This window comes from Lacticaseibacillus parahuelsenbergensis, from assembly GCF_030770265.1.
GTDB classification, from domain to species: domain Bacteria; phylum Bacillota; class Bacilli; order Lactobacillales; family Lactobacillaceae; genus Lacticaseibacillus; species Lacticaseibacillus casei.
Genome location: NZ_CP132482.1, coordinates 253,716 through 275,064 on the forward strand (window position 1 = coordinate 253,716; position 21,349 = coordinate 275,064).

At 48.8% G+C, this 21,349-nt stretch carries 20 protein-coding genes; 12 read left to right on the forward strand and 8 right to left on the reverse strand.

Annotated elements, in window-relative coordinates:
• The first annotated feature begins 126 nt into the window (after positions 1-126).
• From LACPH_RS01195 to LACPH_RS01210, 4 genes are all read left to right on the forward strand, one after another.
• Positions 127-1,479: a gluconate:H+ symporter gene (locus LACPH_RS01195; protein ID WP_087911390.1), complete on the forward strand. Its 1,353-nt coding sequence runs from the start codon at positions 127-129 to the stop codon at positions 1,477-1,479.
• A 133-nt stretch (positions 1,480-1,612) separates the two neighbouring features.
• Positions 1,613-1,957, forward strand: coding sequence for a hypothetical protein (locus LACPH_RS01200; RefSeq protein WP_025013473.1), 345 nt, complete (start codon positions 1,613-1,615; stop codon positions 1,955-1,957).
• A gap of 73 nt (positions 1,958-2,030) precedes the next feature.
• Positions 2,031-2,750, forward strand: coding sequence for a metal ABC transporter ATP-binding protein (locus LACPH_RS01205; protein ID WP_010489771.1), 720 nt, complete (start codon positions 2,031-2,033; stop codon positions 2,748-2,750).
• Positions 2,747-3,544 carry a metal ABC transporter permease gene (locus tag LACPH_RS01210; RefSeq protein ID WP_010489770.1) on the forward strand — a complete coding sequence of 266 codons (798 nt, stop codon included), beginning with the start codon at positions 2,747-2,749 and terminating at the stop codon, positions 3,542-3,544. The genes LACPH_RS01205 and LACPH_RS01210 overlap by 4 nt, the downstream gene beginning before the upstream one ends.
• An 80-nt stretch (positions 3,545-3,624) precedes the next feature.
• Here LACPH_RS01210 and LACPH_RS01215 read toward each other — a convergent pair whose 3' ends face one another.
• From LACPH_RS01215 to pepF, 3 genes are read right to left on the reverse strand one after another with little or no spacing between them, the layout of a single operon-like run.
• Positions 3,625-4,473 (reverse strand): metallophosphoesterase family protein, encoded by an 849-nt coding sequence (locus LACPH_RS01215; protein ID WP_274784224.1) that lies wholly within the window; start codon positions 4,471-4,473, stop codon positions 3,625-3,627.
• Positions 4,470-5,351, reverse strand: a complete 882-nt coding sequence (locus LACPH_RS01220; protein WP_274784225.1) for an NAD(P)-dependent oxidoreductase — start codon at positions 5,349-5,351, stop codon at positions 4,470-4,472. Before LACPH_RS01220 ends, LACPH_RS01215 begins: the two co-directional genes overlap by 4 nt.
• Complete coding sequence (gene pepF, locus LACPH_RS01225; RefSeq protein ID WP_274784226.1) at positions 5,348-7,147, reverse strand: oligoendopeptidase F; 1,800 nt, start codon at positions 7,145-7,147, stop codon at positions 5,348-5,350. The genes LACPH_RS01220 and pepF overlap by 4 nt, the downstream gene beginning before the upstream one ends.
• 128 nt (positions 7,148-7,275) lie before the next feature.
• Here pepF and LACPH_RS01230 point away from each other — a divergent pair, with 128 nt between their 5' ends.
• Entirely contained in the window at positions 7,276-8,370 is a 1,095-nt protein-coding gene (locus tag LACPH_RS01230) for an LCP family glycopolymer transferase (protein WP_274784227.1), read from the forward strand.
• 181 nt (positions 8,371-8,551) lie between these two features.
• Here the strand turns inward: LACPH_RS01230 and brnQ are convergent, their stop codons facing one another.
• Entirely contained in the window at positions 8,552-9,931 is a 1,380-nt protein-coding gene (gene brnQ / locus LACPH_RS01235; RefSeq protein WP_274784228.1) for a branched-chain amino acid transport system II carrier protein, read from the reverse strand.
• 673 nt (positions 9,932-10,604) lie between these two features.
• A complete protein-coding gene (locus LACPH_RS01240; RefSeq protein WP_047106501.1) occupies positions 10,605-11,288 on the reverse strand; it encodes a hydrolase in 684 nt (227 codons plus the stop codon).
• A 549-nt stretch (positions 11,289-11,837) separates the two neighbouring features.
• Between LACPH_RS01240 and LACPH_RS01245 the strand changes: the two genes are divergently transcribed.
• The 4 genes from LACPH_RS01245 (at position 11,838) to LACPH_RS01260 (ending at position 14,658) form a co-directional block, all read left to right on the forward strand.
• Entirely contained in the window at positions 11,838-12,596 is a 759-nt protein-coding gene (locus LACPH_RS01245; RefSeq protein ID WP_306387163.1) for a DeoR/GlpR family DNA-binding transcription regulator, read from the forward strand.
• 84 nt (positions 12,597-12,680) lie between these two features.
• Complete coding sequence (locus LACPH_RS01250; protein ID WP_274784230.1) at positions 12,681-13,463, forward strand: glycosyltransferase family 2 protein; 783 nt, start codon at positions 12,681-12,683, stop codon at positions 13,461-13,463.
• Positions 13,464-13,481: 18 nt separating this feature from the next.
• Positions 13,482-14,243 carry a DUF975 family protein gene (locus LACPH_RS01255; protein WP_274784231.1) on the forward strand — a complete coding sequence of 254 codons (762 nt, stop codon included), beginning with the start codon at positions 13,482-13,484 and terminating at the stop codon, positions 14,241-14,243.
• A gap of 82 nt (positions 14,244-14,325) precedes the next feature.
• On the forward strand, positions 14,326-14,658 hold the full coding sequence (locus LACPH_RS01260; RefSeq protein WP_274784232.1) for a hypothetical protein: 333 nt from the start codon (positions 14,326-14,328) through the stop codon (positions 14,656-14,658).
• Between the two features lie 162 nt (positions 14,659-14,820).
• Here the strand turns inward: LACPH_RS01260 and LACPH_RS01265 are convergent, their stop codons facing one another.
• Entirely contained in the window at positions 14,821-15,177 is a 357-nt protein-coding gene (locus LACPH_RS01265; protein WP_217774425.1) for a winged helix-turn-helix transcriptional regulator, read from the reverse strand.
• 228 nt (positions 15,178-15,405) lie between these two features.
• Between LACPH_RS01265 and LACPH_RS01270 the strand changes: the two genes are divergently transcribed.
• Both LACPH_RS01270 and zwf read left to right on the forward strand, forming a co-directional pair.
• A complete protein-coding gene (locus LACPH_RS01270) occupies positions 15,406-16,023 on the forward strand; it encodes a nitroreductase family protein (RefSeq protein ID WP_274784233.1) in 618 nt (205 codons plus the stop codon).
• 18 nt (positions 16,024-16,041) lie between these two features.
• Complete coding sequence (gene zwf / locus LACPH_RS01275; RefSeq protein WP_306387167.1) at positions 16,042-17,529, forward strand: glucose-6-phosphate dehydrogenase; 1,488 nt, start codon at positions 16,042-16,044, stop codon at positions 17,527-17,529.
• Between the two features lie 140 nt (positions 17,530-17,669).
• Here the strand turns inward: zwf and lepB are convergent, their stop codons facing one another.
• Positions 17,670-18,269 carry a signal peptidase I gene (gene lepB, locus LACPH_RS01280; RefSeq protein ID WP_010489740.1) on the reverse strand — a complete coding sequence of 200 codons (600 nt, stop codon included), beginning with the start codon at positions 18,267-18,269 and terminating at the stop codon, positions 17,670-17,672.
• 72 nt (positions 18,270-18,341) lie between these two features.
• The gene (locus LACPH_RS01285; protein ID WP_274784235.1) at positions 18,342-19,277 is read right to left on the reverse strand and encodes an ADP-ribosylglycohydrolase family protein; all 936 of its coding nucleotides are present in this window, start codon (positions 19,275-19,277) and stop codon (positions 18,342-18,344) included.
• Between the two features lie 426 nt (positions 19,278-19,703).
• Between LACPH_RS01285 and LACPH_RS01290 the strand changes: the two genes are divergently transcribed.
• Entirely contained in the window at positions 19,704-21,251 is a 1,548-nt protein-coding gene (locus LACPH_RS01290; RefSeq protein WP_274784236.1) for an ABC-F family ATP-binding cassette domain-containing protein, read from the forward strand.
• Positions 21,252-21,349: the final 98 nt, after the last annotated feature.

A 21,349-nucleotide genomic window follows, 5' to 3' on the forward strand; every position in this document is an offset into this window, starting at 1 on the left:
TCACAAAAGCGGCTGCCACTTTTTATCGATAGTTTTGTAAGCGGTTTCTATAAGCGCGGGCATATGCTCAAATTAACGCGTTCGGCGACTTCTAACCGCGCCGATTCATGTCAAGGAGGACTGAACATGGATTTACTTGTCTTGGTTCTAGGCATTCTATTACTGTTGGTGTTGATTATTAAATTTAAGTTCAACACTTATGTTTCTCTGATAATAACAGCTGTTGTTGTGGCACTGGGGCTGGGGATGGCGCCGGCTAAGATCGCCACGAGTATTCAAACCGGTATTGGCTCGCAATTAGGTGAGCTTGCGCTGGTCTTTGGTTTTGGTGCGATGCTGGGACGGCTGGTTGCCGACGCCGGTGGTGCTTATCGCATCGCCCACACGCTGATTAACGCGTTCGGACGCCGGGGTCTTCAATTAGCGGTGGTTTTGGCTTCTTTCATCATCGGCATTGCTTTGTTTTTTGAAGTCGGGATCGTTTTGCTGGTTCCGATCGTCTTTGCCATTGCTGCCGAAGCCGGTGTCCCGATTTTGACACTTGGCATTCCGATGGCAGCCGCCTTGTCGGTTACGCACGGCTTCCTACCGCCGCACCCGGCACCGACAGCCATTTCGACAGCGCTGGGTGCTTCAGCTGGACTGGTGCTGGCATATGGGGTCATCATTGCAGTCCCAACGGTCTACATTGCCGGCCCGCTATTTTCCAAACTTGCCCATCGGCTGGTTCCGGATGCTTTTGAACGGCGTGGCAATTTGAAAGCGTTGGGGCCGCAAAAAACCTTCAAGCTTGATGAAACCCCGGGCTTCGGCATCTCGGTTTTGACCTCCCTGTTCCCGGTTATCCTGATGGCTATTGCGACGGTCTATGAACTGGTTCTGCATGGTGGCAAAACGCCAAAAACACCGACAGGCATGGACAATCTGATTGCCTTTATCGGGTCACCGAGTATTGCCATGCTAATCTCACTTCTATTCGCGATGTGGGCCATGGGTTATGCCCGCAAGCTGCCGGCCAAGGATATCATGGCTACGCTGGAAGAGGCAGTGAAGTCCATCGCGATGCTGCTGTTGGTTATCGGTGGGGGCGGTGCGTTTAAGCAAGTCTTAATTGATGGCGGCGTTGGCGACTCCGTGAAAAATCTATTCGTCTCATCGTCAATCTCACCACTGATTCTTGGCTGGTTAATTGCCGTGGTTTTGCGAATCGCCCTCGGTTCGGCAACCGTTGCTGCCATGACCGCCTCTGGACTGGTGTTGCCTCTGATGCAAAGCGCCGGCATCCAACCGGCGTTGATGGTGCTGGCAATTGGCGCAGGATCATTGGCAGCCAGCCACGTCAACGATGCCGGATTCTGGATGTTCCGTGAATATTTTGATCTCACCATTAAGCAAACCCTGCTGACATGGACCTTGTTAGAAACAATTATCTCGGTTGTTGGACTGGGTGGCGTGCTTTTGTTGAGTTTGTTTGTTTAAAGGCAAAAATATTAAAAAGTCGACGATACGTCGGCTTTTTTGCGTTTACAAGCTGAAGCCGACCGTCGCAGTCAGCCGCTCAATATGATAAACTTACGCCATTCACAAATACAGAAATGGAGATCTTTAACTTATGTACGAACCAACCAAAAAACGCCGCGTTGCCGAAGATGTTGCCAAGGTTTTTCCCGAAGAGGTAACGAATCAGCTTTTTGATGTCATTGCCGTGATGCAAAAGGCCAAGCAACTGGTGACGGCGCCGGTGGCGATTGCCTTTTCGGATGATTATACCGATGACGAAATGTATGCCATGATTATTCAAGGTAACCTGGCGCCTGCGCAGGAATTTCCGTTGACCTATAAGGGGGACAAGCCTTTTTTGGGGCATGGCTATATTCTTGTGGTGAAGGATAAGCCGAAGACGATTCGAATTGACTTTAGTGCCGCGAATCCGTTCAAAGCAGATAAAACCAAATAAAACTGGCCTTTTCATGAAAACTTAGGTAAAATAGTAGATCGTAATCGTTACCGTCTACGATTGGGAGGCAGCTATGAGCGAACCAATTTTGTCTGTGAAGCACCTTAGTTTTGGATTTCGCGATCAACAGCTTTATCGCGACCTGAGTTTTCATTTGGATGTCGGCTCGATAACGAGCTTGGTTGGGCCGAATGGGGTGGGGAAGACCACACTGATTCGCCTGTTGATGGCACAGTTAAAGCCGCAAGCCGGCACGATTCAGTTTCGCAAGCAGCCACCGGTTCGACTGGGCTATGTGCCCCAGTTTCGTAATGTCGATGAAGAGTTCCCGCTGTCAATCCGCAGCTTTATTCAGTTGCGGCAGCTGGACCATCTTTTCTTTTGGCATACGCCTAAGGAAAAAGCGGCGCTGAATCGGGTTATCGAAGCGACCCACTTGACGCATATTGCTGACACGCGGCTGGGGATGGCGAGCGGCGGTGAAAAGCAGAAAGCCTATTTAGCCCAGGCGTTGCTGGACGATCCCAATTTTTTGATTCTCGATGAATCGACGGCGAGCCTGGATGTGAATACCAAGCATGAGTTGATGGATTTGGTCCAGGAGCTGAACCAGACCCAGAAGTTAACGGTGTTGTTCGTGACGCATGACTTGAGCTTGGCGAAGCAATATACCAAACAATATTTGCTGTTGACTGGCGATCGTTACGAAATGAAGCCGACTGCCGAGATGGATCTGGCTTCAATGCCGGAAGAGTTGCGCAATGATGCCGAGAATCGCGGGGTGATCGCATGAATTTATTTGCTTATGCCTTCATGCAAAATGCTTTTATGGCTAGCACGTTTATTGCTATCACGACCGGTATTGTCGGCGTCTTTGTGGTTGCCCGTAATATGTCCTTCCTGGCGCATACCTTGTCTGAAGTGGGTTTTGCCGGTGCCGCGTTTGCGGTGTTTGCCGGCATTAGACCGCTGGATGGGATGTTGATGTTTACGGCCATTAGCAGTATTAGTGTTGGCCGGATGTCGGTTCAGGCCTCGCGTCGTGAAGCGTCGATTAGCGCGGTTTCGAGCTTGTTCATCGGTTTGGGCATTTTGTTTTTATCGCTTTCGAGTGCCAATGCTAGCTATGCGACGACGATTCTGTTCGGCAGCATTATCGGCATTTCGCGTAGTGACGTTTGGCAGCTGGTTGCACTGGCGGCTGGTGTTCTGTTTACGCTGTATTTCGGATATCGCCGCCTAGCATTTGATTCATTTGATCCGGTGGGCTCTGCCGCGCAGGGGTTGAAAAGTAAATACATTTCCATTTACTTTCTACTCATTCTCGCGGTGTCGGTTTCGATCGGTGCGCAGATTGTCGGTAGCTTGCTAGTGTTCATTTTGCTCACGCTGCCGCCTAATGTTGCCAAGTATCTGGGAAGAACGCTGCCTCAAATGATCGTGATTTCCGTCATCACGGCGTTAATCGGCGTCTGGAGTGGCCTTTACCTTGGCTTCCTGACGAACTGGCCAGTGACGTTCTTCATCGCTGCCATTGAGTTTATCTTTTATTTCCTAGCGCTCTGGTATCACCACCAGACAAATTGATTGAATCGTATTAAAAAATGGCTTTAGAGAGCAGATGCATGCCTCTCTAAAGCCATTTTTTCGTGTTGGTCTAAATCCCACTAGTGCCGCTCGCGCTGTTGACGCAAAAATTCAGCGACCTCTGCCCGATAGTGGTGGGATTGGTCGAACTGGGCAAGGTAGGTGGCGTCGTGGGTGCTTGTCGCGCCAGTGTGCCGCAGCTTGGTGTAAACCTCTAGATAAGGCAGCTGGGCTTCCTTGGCCACCGCCAATTCGGCCGAGACGTCATAGGAAACCTGCCGAAAGTTCAGATCGGTGATGGCGCCGTTGCCGAGTTCCAATAATGCGTAATCCGCATAGCTGGTGGTTTGCAACTTGGCGCGCGGTGAATAGGCTTGGCCAATCGAACCGGGATTGAGAATAACCTGACCGCTGCTGGTATAGCGCAGCAATTGCTGATGGGTGTGCCCATAAATCGCAATGTCGATATCTTGACTCGGAGCAATCTGGTCAAAGTTTGCCTGTGGTTGGTCGGGGTATAAGCGATGACCGTGATTAGCGTCTGGCAGATTGTGGGCCAGGCTGATCACGAGGCCATCTTGTTCAAAAACGTCATGCAGCGGCCAATGACGGATGGTCGTCAACATGTCGGCCGTCAGCTGCGGCCACAGATACGCCACTAAGCGACTGAAGTAGACATCGGTGGGTTGCGCCAAGTCGACCGGACCATCTAAAACCCAGAATAAATCGTCATCCCAGTTTCCTTTGACAAGATGGGTTAGCGGCAAGGCATGCAGGCCGTGCCAGAGGTTAGCTGCTCCCGGGCCTGGTAAGAATAGATCGCCAAGAAACCAGTATTCATCTGGATGATGTGCTTGAGCGTCTTTAATAACCGCCGAAAAGGCAGTCATATTGCCGTGAATATCTGATAAAATGGCGATTTTGGTCATGCTTCATCCCACCGTTCGTTCATCGTGACTAATCCTTGCGTGCCTAAATCACCTTTGCCTACTGCTACCATTTTGGCATAAAGATCTTCGGCCAATTCGGTTGCCGGTAACTGTAAATGCATTTTCTTGGCTTCGTCTAACGCAATGCGGAGGTCTTTGAGAAAATGCTTGGCGAAAAAGCCAGGCGTGTAATCGGCTTGCAGCATGCGCGGACCGTAGTTGCTGAGACTCCAGTTCGCCGCGGCGCCACTGCCGACGACTTTCAGAATTTCGTTCAGATCCAGTCCAGCGGCTTTTCCATAGACGAGCATCTCGCTCAATCCGGTCATCGTGCCGGCAATCATAATTTGATTGGCCATTTTGGCATGCTGCCCGGAACCGGCCGGGCCAAAATAATTGACGGATGAGGCGATCGGGGCAAACAGCTCCTTGAGTTTCGGCAGCAAGTCTTTTTGGCCGCCGATCATGATGGTGAGGGTGCCTTTTTTAGCGCCAATGTCCCCACCGGAAACAGGCGCATCAATGGCAATGACGCCTTTTTCTTTGGCTTTTTCGGCAATTTGCTTGGCCAGTGTCGGGGTGCTGGTGGTCATGTCAATCACCAAGTCACCTGCCTGAGTACCGGCAAGAATGCCATCGCAGCCAAAATAGACTGCTTCGACATCTTGTGGGAAGCCGACCATCGACATGACGACATGGCATTGTGCGGCAACGGCATGGGGCGACTCTGCCCAGACGGCGCCTGCATCTAAGACCGCTTGCGCATGGGCCTTGGTGCGATTGTAAACGATGACTTCCTGACCGGCTTTAAGAAAGTTCTTGATGATGCCGGTACCCATCACACCGGTGCCAATAAATCCAAGTTTCAACGAGCTCATCCTTTCTGTAAAAGTTCTTCCAATTCCGTTAAACGCTTTTCAAACATCGAAAATGCCGCTTCCAGATAGTCCGGTTTGGTCATATCGACACCAGCGGTTTTCATGATATCGATGGCGTATTGCGAGCTACCTGACTTTAAATAGTCCAAGTAGCGGGATGCGGCGTTGGGTTCGCCGCTGCTAATACCAGCGGCTAGCGTTGATGCTGCGGCAAATCCGGTTGCATACTGATAGACATAATAATTGTAATAGAAATGTGGAATTCGTGCCCATTCGAAGGCAATTTCGGGATCGCGGGCAACATCCGGTCCATAATACCGGGCATTGAGATCAGCGTAGTGAGTCGCCATGCTGGTTGCCGTGAGTGGCTCGCCTTGTTGGTCCTGTTGATGAATCCAGTGTTCAAATTCAGCAAATTGCGTCTGGCGGAAAACGGTGCCTTTGAACCCATCGAGATAGTAATTCAGGATGTAGGCGCGTACTTTGGGATCATCCGTATGGGTCAGGAAGTAATCGGTAAGCAGATTTTCGTTGGTCGTTGACGCAATTTCGGCAACAAAAATCGGGTAATCGCCATACACATAAGGCTGGTTGTGACGCGTGTACCAGCTGTGAACGCTGTGGCCGGTTTCGTGAATCAAAGTATAAAGTTCGTCCACCGCGTCATGCCAGTTCAGCAAAATAAACGGATTCGTATCGTAAGACCCACCTGAATAAGCGCCTGAACGTTTGCCTTTATTTTCGACGACATCAATGTAGCGGTTGTCAAAGATTTCCCGGACATGGCTGAGATAATCATCACCAAGCGGCGCCAAAGCCTTTAATGCCTCGGCTTTTGCCTGATCAAGCGTGAACGTCAACGGCGGCTTGCCACTCAACGGGGTGTAAATGTCATACATGTGTAGTTGATCGACGCCCAAGACTTTTTTCCGCAATGCGACATAGCGATGCAGAAGGGATAAATGGGTGTTGACTTGATCGATAAGGGTCGTATAAACACTTTCCGGAATGTGGTTGCTTGCCATTGCCGCCGCACGGGCATTAGCGTAATGATGGGCTTTGGCATTGAAATTATGCGCCTTGACCTGGCCGCTCAGGGTTTGGGCAAACGTGTTCTTCATGCTTTCGTAAGCACGCAGTAACGTTTCAAAGGCTTCTTTGCGCAATTTTCGCTGGGTTGAGCGAATCAGCTGGCCGTACAAGCCGTTACTGAGCTGCACTGTTTCGCCGTCTTCATTTTCGACAAAACCGAATTGCAGGTCGGAGTTGTCTAGGACGTTGAAAGTGGCATGACTGGCGTTCAGCGCATCACCGGCACTGGCAATCAGAGCTTCCGCTGCGGTTGTCAGCACATGTTGGCGGTTGACTGTAATGGCGTCAATAAAATGCCCAAACGGCTTGAGACTTTCGGTGTCGCGCCATGCTGCCAGTTTGTCCGCGGGAATTGCCAGAATCTCAGGATCCAAAAAGGCTAACTGGCTGGCCAGCTCGGCGCCGAGACTTTCGGCCTTAGCATTCATCGCCTGATAAGTGGCATTGCCGGTATCCTGGTCGCTTTTCAGACTTGAATAGACATAAACTTTTTCAAATCGCCGAAAGACTGCTAAAACCGCCTTGATGCCGTTGATGAGCGCAGCGGCTGAATTGCCTAACGTTCCCTTGAGCGCAGCCGCCTCTTTGGCCTGCTCGCGAACAGCTTCAAAGTCGGCTGTCCACGCCGCATCATTTGGATAAATGGTGGTTAGATCCCATGTCAGCTTGGTTGGGACATCTTCACGTACCGGTAAATGTTGCATCTGATCAGCTCCAATTTCTAATATTTCTTTAATGTTACCATATCACACTGATTTTTGAGCTAAATCCCTTCTTTCTTCATAATTATCTGCTACACTACCGTAGAAACTAAAACTGGAGTGAAGAAGTAATGTCTAAGCAACAAGATTCAAATCTGCGAACGACACATGATAAGCCCAAACGACGTCATCCGATTCTTCGGGCTGTGGTCGTCATCGCGCTCGTGGCGTTATTCCTTGTAGGCGGCTATGCAGCCAGATTCTACTCTCAAGCGAAGAAAGCCGTGGCGAAAACTTACGATCCCGTCAGCACCAAGGCCGTTGACTCTGACCTTGATGGCAAAAAGCCTATCAGTATTCTCTTGATGGGAACCGATACCGGCGCTTTTGGTCGTAAAGATACCGGCCGGTCCGACACCATGATGCTCGTGACCATTAATCCTAAAGAAAAGAAAACGACCATGGTCAGCATTCCGCGTGACACCCTGGCAGAAATGGTGGGGACCGGCAACGACTCTTCAACCTATGAAAAGATCAATGCAGCTTACTCTTATGGCAAATCAAGCGCTGCTATCAAAACCGTTGAAAAGTTGTTGAATGTTCCAATTAACTATTACGTAACGGTTAATATGGAAGGCCTGCAAAAGATTGTCGATGCTGTCGGCGGTGTGGACGTCAATGTGCCATTTACCTGGACAGACGCCAACACCGGTGGTCAGACGTTCAAGAAAGGCAAAGCCCATCTCAATGGCGAACTGGCGCTTGCATACGCCCGGATGCGTGACGAAGATCCGGAAGGTGACTATGGCCGGCAGAAGCGGCAACAGGAAGTCATCAATCAAATTGTCAAACATCTGTTATCAGTTAAGTCGCTGACGAACTATCAGAAGGTTATGGATTCCTTATCTTCCAGCATGCGGACGAATCTGACGTTTGATGACATGATGGCGATTGCCCAAAATTACCGGGCTTCAGCGGGCACTATCGAACGTAAGCAACTTCGTGGTATTGGTGTTTACATTGATAATGCTGCCTATCAGGTTATGAAGACCGATACGCTTCAGAAAACGTCAGACGAACTGCGTGAACAACTAGGTTTACAAAGCGAAAAGCTAAGTAACTTCAATACCCGGCAAAATGAAATTAACAATGCTGCCGGTTTTGACTGGACGGCCAACAATCCGGTTTATACGGTTTCGCTTGACGGTGCCACCACTGGCCCGTGATGTTCTGAGATCTTTGGCACTTCAAAACAAGGTATCACCGACGAAAAAAGACGAAAGAATTCTCAAATCGCAGTTTGCGATGGCGAGAATTCTTTCGCCTTTTTGTTTCTGCATCGAGGCGGGCAAGCCAGCGCGGCAAGCATCGTCCCTTTTACACTCCTTTGGTTCATATACAGCAAGGCTAGTCTGGATCAGGCAGGTCAGGTGCCAATTTTGCCCCGCTAAATTTGGCAGCAATGAAGCCGCAGATGAACCCGATGAGGAGGAATGGTACAAAGTCCATGCCAATGCCAAACAAGGGGATGAAGGTTGAAGCAAAATGTTGAATGGCGGCAAAGAAAGGCAATTGCGCCAAACCGGCAGGCAGCGCGTGAATGGCATCGAGTAAGGCCGGAATCATGGTAAAGGCGATAGTTGTCTTATAGATGCGGGTATTCTTGCCGATCCACGGATGAAGCAGGCCTAACATGATCAAGGCAATGGCCAATGGATAAAGCAGCATCAAGATTGGCGTGGAGTAAGCAATAATCTGATCCAGTCCGAAATTAGCGATGAAAAACGCCCCGATTGTCGTGATCGGTAAGAAGAAATGGTAACCCAGTTTCGGGAAGCGATGACCAAGATCCTGGGAGAAGGAAGTGACCAAACCGATCGCAGTTGTCAGGCAGGCCAGTAACGTCATGGCACCAAGCAAGGCGGTTCCGATGAGTCCCGTATAATGGGTCATGATCTGATTAAAAGCAGTTCCGCCATTTGCGGTTAATTTAGCAAACCCTAGGCTGATGGCACCTAACATGATGAGCAACAGATAGATGATTGCCTCAAGTCCCATCGCTAAGGAGCCAACTTTCGCAACCGCTTTGGCGCGACTGGAAGCCCGATGCAATCCCATGAGCTTAAGGGCGGTAATAATCGTCACTCCAAAGCCTAAGCCTGCTAATGCGTCCATTGTGTTGTAACCCTGCAAAAAGCCATTAACGAGATTGCCACTGATTAAGTTGGCGTTTCCGGTAAAGCTAATGGCCCGAATGTCACCTTTGATCAAAAGTGCCCAGAAGAAAATGAAGGCTAATAAAATCAAGAAAAGTGGATTTAGCAGTTTGCCGATATAGGTGGTAATTTTGCTTTCATTCCGGGCAAGAAGAAAGGTTGTCAGAAAGAAAATGAACGAAAAGATCAGTAAGCCGATTTGTTGCTGACCTTTTCCTAAAAAAGGCGAAATTCCAATCGCGTAAGTAACCGTGGCCGTCCGTGGCGAGGCGATGAGCAAACCGAGACTGGCGTGGGTCGCAAGCAGGAAGAACAAGGCGAATCCATGGCCTGCCGGGCGGGCTAGATCGTACATACTACTCGCACGGGTGAGACTTATGGCCATGATGGACAGAAGCGGCAGTAACACCGCTGATAACAAAAAGCCAATGGCGGCAGGTAGCCAGGCACTTCCGGCTAGCTGGCCCATGTGAATCGGGAAAATCAGATTTCCGGCTCCAAAGAACATCCCGAACAACAGGGAGCCAAGGGTAAGGTACTGGCGTTTGGTAAGTTTGGGTTGTGTTGACATAGAAAATCCCTCCATTTTATAAACGATTGCAATCGCGACATTGACTGCAAGAAGCTTATTGAGGCGGGCATGTGGCGCATTGCCCATAACGCGCTCCCCGGAGCAGAAGCTGGCTCGCACTCACATTAACGCGCTCCCCGGCGCAGAAACCTGCGGGTAAGGACCTTGGTCACAATGGCCTAAGCCCGGGCCATTGCGCCCAAGGCCGCTTACACTCCGGCTTCTAAACGCGCCGGCTCACGCTCACATCAAAAAACGCCCTTAACAGTCAGAACTGTTAAGGGCGCGGATCACGCTGTACCACCTTACTTTACCGCCAACGTCACCGTCAGCGGCCTCGCCGCGTACGGCCGGATTCCCGGCGATACGCGATTGCTGTAATGGGCGCAATCCCAGCCATTACTCCCGAAGTCGCAATGGCAACTCGTAGACTACTTTCCACCAGGCAATCAGAGGTCTCTTTCCACCAACCGAGACTCGCTGACACTGACAACCTAGGTACTCTTCTACTCATCGTTTTTGAACATTTGTTGAATTGAAACTTATTTTACAAAGAAATCGGTGAATGTCAAGAATTTTAATTTTAAAATCGTAAGAAATGTATGGGAGTGACTTTTTGGAAGGCATAAAAAAACCTCCTCAGGCTTGTGAGGAGGTTTACCGAACTGATGAATTAGCCAACAACTTCAACGGTTGCTGACATCACACCTGCTGAAGGAATCTGGGAGTTAGGCATCGCGACATCCAGTTGGTTAGGGTTGCCTGCCGCAAAACTACCGGTGTCATTAACGGTCCGATACCAAACTGTACCATCAGACAAGGTGATCTTCAGACGTGTACCTTTAGGGAAGACCGAGAGATTGGCAGCAACGCCATCGTATCCCATGTTTGAGCCGAGGACTGCGGGATCGTAGAAGCTCAACTTAAAGGTTCCCTTGTTGGTTGTTGTCTGGGTTGTTTGTGCAGTGCTCGTTGGTGCTGCACTTGCCGCCGCAGCGTTAGCAGCATTTTGCGCTGCCTGTGCCTGAGCTTGTTGCTCTTGCGCTGCTTTTTCGGCAGCTGCCTGATCTGCAGCCGCTTTTTCAGCTGCTGCTTTTTCGGCAGCGGCTTGTTCTTCGGCAGCCTTGGCAGCAGCCGCTTTTTGATCAGCAATTTGATGTGCTGCTTCGGCAATATCATTTGTGCCGACTGTGATGGTATTTTCATTCTTAGGATTGACCAGTGAATATGCATTCGCCTGTTCAACCTTAGCCTCATTGCTTAACACAATTGACTTGGCACTGACTTTACTGTTGTCACTATCAGATGTGGCATGATCGGCAATCGCTTCAACCTTTTGCGAATGATTGCTTGCCATTCCTAACAAAGGTGCCACGCTGAGTAACGTAATGATCGATAATTTAATTTGCTTAGTAAAGATAAAAATTCACTCCTATATTTTGAATAGCCGTCGTTTTGTTCCCCCGAGAACACAAACGAAGTATATAGGTGTGGTGTGTCAATAAAATACCAGCATCATTACAAAAATAGCTAAATTGGTAATATTGTTACGCTGACGTAACAAACGGAATGTTAAATTTTTTCGTAACAATCACTGAACATTTTTCGGAAAAGTGGGTTCAACCCTTGAAGATTCTATGATTTGCGGCCATTTTCTACCACAATTTGTGAATTTTTCCAAAATTTATGGGAGCCTAAACTTTTAGCGATCGGGAAATGATATGCTAAATTCACGGCTAAAAAGTCAAAATCGTGACCGTTTATCGAGGGTGGTCAAGACCAGATTGCGGGTTATTCACTTGTAAAAATCGAAAATTGGACAATAAATGTTCTTCCTTGAAAGTCATTTAACGCGGTTTTCAAGAATCAGGTATAATAAGGCGAGACAAGTGGGGAGGTTTGTTCGGTGGCAATGTATCGGGAAAAGCGTTTTGAGGAGATCAAAAAACTGCTGGCAGTCCGCAATGAGCTGAGTATTGACGATATTATGAAAGCAGTTGGCGTTTCTCGCGACACAGCGCGCCGGGACATTGTGGCCTTGGATGCTCAAGGAATTGCCCGCCGAACCCGCGGTGGCTTGGTATCGTTAAACTTCGGCCACAGTATTCCCAGCTACTCGGCTCGTTTGAAACGGTTTTCGACCCAGAAGACGAAAATGGCTAAGGCAGCATTATCGCTGATCAAACCGGGCGGCGTTTATTTTATTGATGACTCGACCACGCTTTTGAAATTGTCACAGTCCATTCGTCATTCGGTGACCGTCTATACGCATAGCCTCGATAATGCCATTGCCCTTTCAGTAGAAGAACAAGTCAACCTGCACCTTTTTGGCGGCAAGCTTGATCACCACGCGCGGTTCTTCTTTGAGCCGACCATGCTGGAAACTTTGCGCCGGATTGCTTTTGATGCCGCGTTTATCGGCGCAACGGCGATTGCCGAAGACGGCGTGTATTTTTCCTATATGGAAGATGCACAGGTTAAACAAGCAGCAGCGTTATCGGCGCGTCAGGTGGTCGTAGTGTCTGAAACCGAAAAGTTCCAGATTGAAGCGCCTTACCGCGGATTGGAACTTGGACAGATTAGCACGCTGATTACGGACAAGAAATTATCAGCGCCGCAAAAACGCTGGTTCGCCCCACAAACAAATTTCATCGTTGGCAGCTGAGCAGTACTTAGCAAAAAAGGATTTGATACGTATTCAACTTAAGCAAATAGCCTATCAGCAACGGATTCACGAGGAGGTGGCGTCATGACAACGCCGCTTGTGACGATTATTGTACCGGTTTATAACCTTGAGGCATATGTGGCGCATGGCTTGCAAAGCCTCTTGGCCCAAACTTATTCCCATTTACAGATCATTGTGATTGATGATGCTTCCGACGATCGGTCCCCACAGATCGTGAGCCATTTTGCCCAGCTGGACAACCGAATTCATGCCATTTTAAAATCGGTTAACCAAGGTGTTTCTGCAGCGCGTAACAGCGGATTGGCGCAGGCCCGGGGTGAGCTGATCGCATTCATGGATGGCGATGACTGGTATGAGCCGGACTTCATTGCCCATGCCGTTAAAATGATGAATCAAGGATGGGATCTCATTGCGATGCCGTTTTTCCGAGATGATCCTGACCCAAAACCGGTGCGCCCGGGCTTACGCAAAGCAAAACAACTGACGCGCGAGGGCTTGATTCGGCAGATGCTGCATCCAGTGGGTTATATTCGTGGTTATCTATGGAACAAAGTTTTTCGTCGAGACGTTATTGAACGACTGCAGTTGCGCTTCGACGAGCAAATGTCCATTATGGAAGACGAACTATTTACAGCAACTTACGTGATGGCAACGCACCACTTCCTGTATACGGGTCATCCGACTTATCACCATGTGGTCCGGCGCGATTCAGCCACCCAGTCCTTGGGTATTTTTGGTGCGATTCCGCAGCAACTGTATGCTTTATGGCGCATTCATCGGGTTTTGCGCCACGCACGCCGCCGCGCCAAAGCAACTAAGAAAGAAACCGTTAAAATCGATCATTGATCAGGAGGATCACGGACTTTGGCAGAAAATTTAATGACTTTTCCGCAATTGAAACAGGCAGCCAAGAAACAACTGAGAACGGGAACGAATCGTCGGGATCTCATGCTGGCGTATTTGTTACCGAGCTTATTACAGGCCGCGGCGATGATCACCGTTTATTTGATGATTCAGGCGGTGGTGCAAGGCTTCGGTGCCGAAAAAGTACTCACCGATCCGACCGGTTTTCAGGCCTACTACGCCCAAAGCAGTAATGACAGCGGCATGGTGAATACCATTCAAAGCCTTGTGGTGACGATGTTGGTCCAAGGCGTTAACTTTGCGGTGCTGGATCTCGTCCGCAACCATGAACGTGTACGGCCGCTTCAAGCTGTGTTAGGTCTGTTTAACGGTAAATGGTTTTGGGGATCCATTTCATTGTGGATTTTTATGTATTTTCTGACACTCATCGGGTTTTCTTTCCTGATCTTTCCCGGGATCATGTTAGCCCTGGGATGGCGACAGGCGTTTTGGGTCTTTAAAGATGGGCACGAGGCCGATCAACGATTTTCGTCCATCACGGCCTTAATCGGATCGTGGCGCCTCATGAAAGGCTTTAAGTCAGATTTACTCGGCTTGTATCTCTCAATGATTGGCTGGTATTTGTTAGAAAATGCTACTTTCCATCTCTTCGACTGGGCCATCAATCCTTATTTGCAGCTGGTTCACGCGAATTACTACGAAAACCGCCGGGCTTACAAAATGGCGGCCTTGCACCGCAATGGTTCTGACGTGCACTTTTAGCACAGGCAGGGTATACTGACAGCGATTGAAGACGGAGTCAGGAATTGTGTGGTGTTAAAAGAAGAAGGTTGGCGCTGTTATTATGGAAACCGAAGCATATATGACCTTGGCAGAAGTCAAAAAGCGGCAGGCCAGTTTAAAAGACAAAATGCCGCTTGACCAGGCAATTGCCGAAAATATTCAAAACTGGGCACAGTGGCTGCTAGACGAAGGATTTGAAGGCAGCTACTTCACGGCCAAACTAAACGGGAATGCGATTATGATTAGCGATCTCGATGGCCGGCAAGTCGCCACCGTCACCACCGATGCGTCTAGTTATGTCGATGCGTTCAAGCAGTCAGATAGAATGACGATGCTGACAGTTCAAAGCAAGTTACGCCGGCTGATTGACCAGCACGGTATTAAAACGCAGTGAGCATGAGTGAATCATAGCGACTATCTGTGCGAAAACAAAATGAAGGACGAATAGATTTCCACATTATGTGTGTGAATTCTCATTCGTCCTTTTTGGTGTTGACGATTTGCTGCGTCAGTTTTCAATTAATGACAATCAATAAAGAAGGATTCAACAGAAACATTAGACGTTGTCGCTTGCCTCAATCTTGTGATCGTTGAAGGCGGATCCCCAAGCGGCCATGGCTTCGATAACCGGTGTTAAGGATCGCCCAAATGAAGTTAAACTGTATTCCATCGAACGGTTGTCACTAACGGTACCTATTTTTTTCACGATAAGATGATCAGCTTCCAGTTGTGCCAGCTGCAGTGCCAACATTCGTTCGGTAACGGATGGGATCGCGCGATTAAGCGTGCTAAAACGTGTCGCGTCACCTCTCAAAAGATGATATAAAATGACGCTCTTCCATTTTCCGGAAATGAATTGGACCGTGCTTTGGACGGGACAACCGTCAGCGCAATCATAAACTTCGCGTGCCATAGAGAGGACTTCCTTTGGGTTAAAATGACTTACATTTTTCTCACTTACATTAATATAGTGCTAATCGTATCATAATGTTTGCAAGGACAACAGAGGTTCAGACAAAAAACTGATTGATCGTTTGGCGAATTATCAGCTTCGATAGCGACTATCGGCAGAAGCTTCCTTTTGTCCCTGCGATCCCGGGATAGGTCATTAACGAATGGATAAGCACACGGAGGTTATAAAATGTTTAACAATCAAATTGTAGCTGCTTTAAAAAAACGGCGGTCGATTTACCAACTGGGCAGATCGGTCACGACGCCGACGAATGATATTGTCAAGATAGCGCAAGATGCCATCATTGAATCACCAACGGCCTTTAATGGCCAGACAGTGAAGGCGATTTTTCTCTTTGATGAGCATCACGAACACTTATGGGACCTGACAGCTGAACGTTTGCGCTCAGAGGTTCCATCAGATGAGGCTTACCAAGCAACGTTGAAGAAACTAAATAGTTTTAAGGCTGCATTTGGAACCATTTTGTTTTTTGAAGACAGTGCAACAGTCCGGCAAGAAGAGAAGGATTATCCACTTTACCGCGACAACTTTCAAGATTGGGCTGAACAAGCTCAGGGAGGGGCGCAACAGGCGGTCTGGGTCGCGCTTACTTTGAATAATATCGGTGCCAGTTTACAACACTATAATCCTTTGATTGACGAGCAAGTACGCGAAGCTTTTGCAGTTCCTGCCGAATGGGTGCTCCGGGCTGAAATGCCATTCGGATCCATTGAGGCGCCTGCGGGGAAAAAGTCTTATTTACCGCGGGAGAAACGCTTTGTGGTATTTCAACATAAGGCTGTTTGAGAAAGCAGGGGCGTATACATGCCAGAAGAATCACGCGCTGTGATCATTATTTTTGGAGGGTCAGGGGATCTAGCTTCGCGTAAACTATATCCCGCATTGTTTAATCTTTATCGCCGCGGCGTGTTGGCTGAACATTTTGCCGTGATCGGGACTGCCCGGCGACCATGGAGCGATGAACATTACCATGAGGTGGTTGAAACCGCGATTGCCGGGCTTAACCCGGAGCCGGCGCAAGCACACGCGTTTGCCCAACATTTCTTTTATCAAAGCCATGATGTCACCGATGCGGATCATTACATCACGCTAAAAAATCTGGCGGCTAAGTTGGATGATCAGTTTGCGACGGGTGGCAATCGGGTCTTTTACATGGCGATGGCACCGGACTTCTTTGAAACCATTGCCAGCCATCTCAAGTCCGAACATTTGTTGACGGATGTCGGGTTTAATCGGCTCATTATCGAAAAACCGTTTGGCCATGACTACGCCAGCGCCAAAGAACTGAATGACTCGTTAACGGCAACGTTTGCCGATGATCAGATCTTCCGGATTGATCATTACTTAGGCAAAGAGATGATTCAGAATCTTTTGGCGTTTCGGTTTGACAATACGATTTTTGAAGGCATCTGGAATAAGAAGTATATCGACAACATTCAAATTACGTTGGCCGAAGCGGTCGGCGTTGAGGAGCGGGCCGGCTATTATGAAAAGGCTGGCGCACTGCGGGACATGGTGCAAAACCACGTGATGCAGGTGCTGTCTTATCTCACCATGGACAAGCCGAAATCCTTTACGACCAATGATATTTTGGCAGAAAAGGATAAAGTGTTTGCGGCATTGAAGCCATATGATCTAGCAACCGCGAAAGCTAACTTTGTCCGCGCCCAGTACGTCGGCGCTGAAGTCGATGGGAAAACCGTTCGCGGATACCGTGAGGAAGAAGGCGTGGCGCCTGATTCACAAACCGCGACTTTTGTGGCCGGAAAAATTATGTTGGACATGCCGCAGTGGCAAGGCGTCCCGATTTATATTCGCACCGGCAAGCGCCTGACGCGCAAATCGACGCAGCTGACACTGACCTTCAAGCCAGTCGCTGCCCCGTTGTTTGGCCAATCCGCCGACAGCAAACCGGATACTTTGACGATCTATATCGAGCCAAGTGAGGGCTATTCGCTACAGCTGAACGGCAAAGCGTTGGGAACTGGCCTCACCATTGAACCGGATGAATTGCGTTACCGTCATGACCCAAAGGCAGCGGCTGCAGCACCGGAGGCCTATGAACGGTTGATTAACAACGTGTTGGAAGGCGATCAGACTAACTTTACCCATTGGTCCGAATTGTCGGCGTCGTGGCACTTCATTGATGCCATCCAGGCTGCGTGGTCGCAAGAGCCGAACATGCCAACGTATCCGGCCGCAACCATGGGGCCACAGGCGGCGTTTGATTTGTTGTCGCGTGACGGCCGCGAATGGTTCTGGCAACCGCACCGTGTTCAAATGGCTGATTAAGATGGCTATTAAGAGGTGGAAGGCATTAATAGCTTTGATTCCGATTTAACGAATTGCTGGGAAGTGCACCTAAACTAAAGAAACATCGTCAAGCCCAGCTTAGGGTCTGACGATGTTTTTTAATTAGGAAATAGCGTGTATCAGAAAATCTTCATCCGATTTAACGGCCAATACCGCCAAACAACGACTGATTGAATCTTGGACTTATCGACAAAGCCAAAATCACGACTGTCGTGGGAAACCAAACGATTGTCGCCCATCACGAAATATTTTCCAGCGGGGACTTTGGCTGATTTGGTTGACGAAAGCGTCTTGATATTGAAATCGTTGGTGAACTTAATACTGGACGGATCCAGTCCCTGTTGACTGGCCCATTTATTAATTTCATCACGTGAAAACTTATGGTTCAGATAGGGTTCAGCAATTGCCTTGCCATTAACATACAGTTTGTCGTTTTTGGAACTCACCGTATCGCCTGGCATCCCGATAACCCGCTTGATATAAAGTGACTTTGGCCGATCAGGCGCATTGATCACGACAATATCGTTGCGTTTAGGTTTCTTGATCCGAACGGAATATAACCGTTCATTATTCTCCAATGTCGGTTGCATTGACGTACCCTGCACCACATCTTTGCTTAAGACGTAACGCATCAGCAGCTGGGATGCGAAGAAAATAACGACGAAAAGAAGCAGAAACTCAAGGATCGTTCTTAAGGCGGATTGATTGTTATTTTTCAAAATGACACCTTCCGGTACAGATTAACCTTAGTCTACCACAAGCGTTCTATCAACGACTAGAAAGTTCGTCTTTCAATCATACTTCGGGAAAAAGCCACTTTTTTCTGCTTGCCGACATAGATCAACAATTTGGGCGTATTCAGCTAGCATCAAACACCAGCGATGCGGCAGGCTTGTGTAACCATAGGCCAAGCCTGCTAAGCCGCCGGTCAACGCGGCCGCGGTATCAGTCGCACCGCCGAGCATGAGCGCATTTAAAACCGCATCGTGATAATCCGGCCAGGTTTGGAGTGCGTGTAAGGTTCGGGCCAGTAAACTTAGTGGATCTGTGGCAGTGCCGTCTGGCGTCTGAGCCTCGAGTTGTGTGTTAAAGGCGGCAAAAGCAGGTTGATAAGTTGGCTGATCAGCAAAGTACGCGCCGGTTTTGTTGATGCCAGTGGTGATCGCCGTGGGTAAGTCAGGGGCATCGGCAAGTAGTTCAATTGCAATTTGGGTATAAACGGCAGCAGCGATCATATTTTCAGGATCCAGATTGGTGAGCGTGACGAAATTTTGAAATAGTCGGCTGCCTTCTGCCTTTTCGAATAGCTTGGTGTCAAAAGTTTGGTAAGCAAAGAAGGCAAAGGGCAATGTGCGAATCAAAGCCCCTGGTTCGTTAGGCGCCGCTGTGGCTTTTCCCGTCGTCAAGGTCGTTTCGATACTCGGCCAAATATCAGGATTTCTTTTTCCGTAGGGTGCGTACTCGCCGTTTTTGAACCAAGCTTGGTAGGCATTGACCAGTGCATCCTGGTCGAACCCATGCTGCAACGCATCCAGACCGGCCAGGGTGAGGCCTGTTTCATCTGAGTAGGTGCCGGCTGGCTGATTAAATGTGCCATAGCCCTTCATCCCAGTCACCGGCGAAGCGGCTAACTCAGCCTGCGTTTGGCCCTTGACCGGCAGACCCAAAGCATCACCGATAGCAAAGCCAACTGTGGCGTGAATCAAACGTGATTCCATGATGCCCATTATTTGTCTCCTCCTTATATAAGAAAGCGCCCATTATGCATGTCGCAGGCACAGCATCAGCGGACGCTATGTTTGCCAGCGAGATGCGTCATGGGCAGCACCGATTAATCATAGACATGAAGTTATTATTTCCCTAGAAAAGAAGAAATTGCAAAAGATTTGCCTCGTTGTAAAACAATAAGAGCTGTGATAGCCTAGCAAGCAGTAGCTATTTTCAGAAAGCTAGCCTGCCAATTGTTTGATTAAGGCTTTGGTGTACGGCTAGCAAGGCAGCCAAGCACGTCGCGGTAAGCACGATTGAGCGTGCCCGTGATGCTTGGATTTCAGGAAAAAGTTGATCCATTTGGCAAGATGTCCTGCAATGAGCAAAAGGTGCTGCCGGCATTTTAGTTGGATCAATGACGGTTTATAGATTAAGGAGTTCTCATGAGTGTTTTAACCGTAACCGGCTTGTCACAACGGTTTTTAGATAAAGTGTTATATCAAGATGCCAGCTTTCAGGTGAATATCGAAGACCATCTTGGCGTGATTGGCCAGAACGGGGTTGGCAAAAGTACGTTAATCAAGATTTTAACTGGTGCGTTGACGCCGGATGCCGGTAAAATCGTTTGGCAAAAGCACCTGCACGTTGGGTACTTAGACCAGTACGCGAACTTGGTGCCTGGCCAGACCGTGATCGAATTTTTGCGTACAGCCTTTGAGGGACTTTATCGCAAAGAGGCCAAAATGAATCAAATTTATGCAGACTATGCAACGAATCCGGACGACACACTGTTAGCGAAGGCTGGCGAGCTTCAGCAGGAACTGGAAGCCGGTGATTTTTATGAACTCGAAACCACGATTCAAACTGTGGCGGAAGGTTTAGGCATCACGGCCATGGGGATGGATCATCCGGTTGACGCGCTTTCGGGTGGTCAGCGTTCAAAATTGATTTTGGCAAAATTACTGCTTGAAAAACCGGATATGCTCTTACTCGATGAACCGACCAATTACCTGGATGTGTCGCACATTGAATGGTTGACTGACTGGCTCCAGAACTTCGAAGGAGCCTTTATTGTTATTTCTCATGATTTTGATTTCCTTGAAAATGTGACCAATGCGGTTTTGGATATTGAGTTCGGGCAGATCACGAAATACACCGGCACTTTGAAACAGGCCATGCGCCAAAAGGAAGCCGATCACGAAACTTACCTGAAGGCATTTGCCAAACAGCAGGAAACGATCAAGAAAACCGAAGCATTCATTCGCAAGTTCAAGGCCGGGACGCGCGCCACAATGGCTAAAAGTCGGGAAAAGCAACTGGCCCGCATGGATAAATTGACACCACCGGGAACTCGTTCTAAAGCCCACTTGGCGTTTCCTTACCTGCCAGTGAATCGGCAGATTTTGGTCGATGTGAATAACTTGGTTGTTGGCTATGATCAACCATTGTTGCAGCCAATCAATTTTTCAGTTGCAAAAGATCAGATCATTGCGTTTGAAGGGTTTAATGGGGTCGGTAAATCGACGTTATTAAAAACGATCCTCGGGTTAATTCCGGCCATTAGCGGCAGTGTCGAAGTTGCCGACAACGTGGTCTTTGGGTATTACGAGCAGGAACTACATTGGGATCAGCCTAAGCAAAGTCCGGTTCAGTATTTGCAGCAACGTTTCCCGGCGTTAACCCAGAAAGTTGTACGCCAGATGCTGTCGCGAACTGCTTTGACAAGTGAAGAGGCCAATAATCCGTTAACCATGCTGTCCGGGGGCGAACAAGCCAAAGTCAAATTGGCAGAGCTCATGTTGCAGACCACCAATATTTTGATCATGGATGAGCCAACCAACCATTTGGACGACGACACCAAGAGCGCATTGCGCACCGGACTACAACAATATCCCGGTGCTGTCCTACTCGTCTCACATGAGGCAGGCTTTTATGATCGTTCGTGGGTGGATACGGTTGTTAACGTGGAACAGTTACAAGTTAAGGCGTGATTCAATTTCTGCCTGGAGCAAATAAACTAGACTAATTTTCGCGAAAAAAGAGGCGCTACCGACAAAATGAAATTGTCGGCGGGGCCTATTTTTTGGGT

Bases quoted from the DNA above. Each gene is read 5' to 3' on its own strand.
- LACPH_RS01195 (WP_087911390.1), top strand. From the start codon at position 127: ATGGATTTACTTGTCTTGGTTCTAGGCATTCTATTACTGTTGGTGTTG.
- LACPH_RS01200 (WP_025013473.1), top strand. From the start codon at position 1,613: ATGTACGAACCAACCAAAAAACGCCGCGTTGCCGAAGATGTTGCCAAG.
- LACPH_RS01205 (WP_010489771.1), top strand. From the start codon at position 2,031: ATGAGCGAACCAATTTTGTCTGTGAAGCACCTTAGTTTTGGATTTCGC.
- LACPH_RS01210 (WP_010489770.1), top strand. From the start codon at position 2,747: ATGAATTTATTTGCTTATGCCTTCATGCAAAATGCTTTTATGGCTAGC.
- LACPH_RS01215 (WP_274784224.1), bottom strand. From the start codon at position 4,473: ATGACCAAAATCGCCATTTTATCAGATATTCACGGCAATATGACTGCC.
- LACPH_RS01220 (WP_274784225.1), bottom strand. From the start codon at position 5,351: ATGAGCTCGTTGAAACTTGGATTTATTGGCACCGGTGTGATGGGTACC.
- pepF (WP_274784226.1), bottom strand. From the start codon at position 7,147: ATGCAACATTTACCGGTACGTGAAGATGTCCCAACCAAGCTGACATGG.
- LACPH_RS01230 (WP_274784227.1), top strand. From the start codon at position 7,276: ATGTCTAAGCAACAAGATTCAAATCTGCGAACGACACATGATAAGCCC.
- brnQ (WP_274784228.1), bottom strand. From the start codon at position 9,931: ATGTCAACACAACCCAAACTTACCAAACGCCAGTACCTTACCCTTGGC.
- LACPH_RS01240 (WP_047106501.1), bottom strand. From the start codon at position 11,288: ATGGCAAGCAATCATTCGCAAAAGGTTGAAGCGATTGCCGATCATGCC.
- LACPH_RS01250 (WP_274784230.1), top strand. From the start codon at position 12,681: ATGACAACGCCGCTTGTGACGATTATTGTACCGGTTTATAACCTTGAG.
- LACPH_RS01260 (WP_274784232.1), top strand. From the start codon at position 14,326: ATGGAAACCGAAGCATATATGACCTTGGCAGAAGTCAAAAAGCGGCAG.
- LACPH_RS01265 (WP_217774425.1), bottom strand. From the start codon at position 15,177: ATGGCACGCGAAGTTTATGATTGCGCTGACGGTTGTCCCGTCCAAAGC.
- LACPH_RS01270 (WP_274784233.1), top strand. From the start codon at position 15,406: ATGTTTAACAATCAAATTGTAGCTGCTTTAAAAAAACGGCGGTCGATT.
- zwf (WP_306387167.1), top strand. From the start codon at position 16,042: ATGCCAGAAGAATCACGCGCTGTGATCATTATTTTTGGAGGGTCAGGG.
- LACPH_RS01285 (WP_274784235.1), bottom strand. From the start codon at position 19,277: ATGGGCATCATGGAATCACGTTTGATTCACGCCACAGTTGGCTTTGCT.
- LACPH_RS01290 (WP_274784236.1), top strand. From the start codon at position 19,704: ATGAGTGTTTTAACCGTAACCGGCTTGTCACAACGGTTTTTAGATAAA.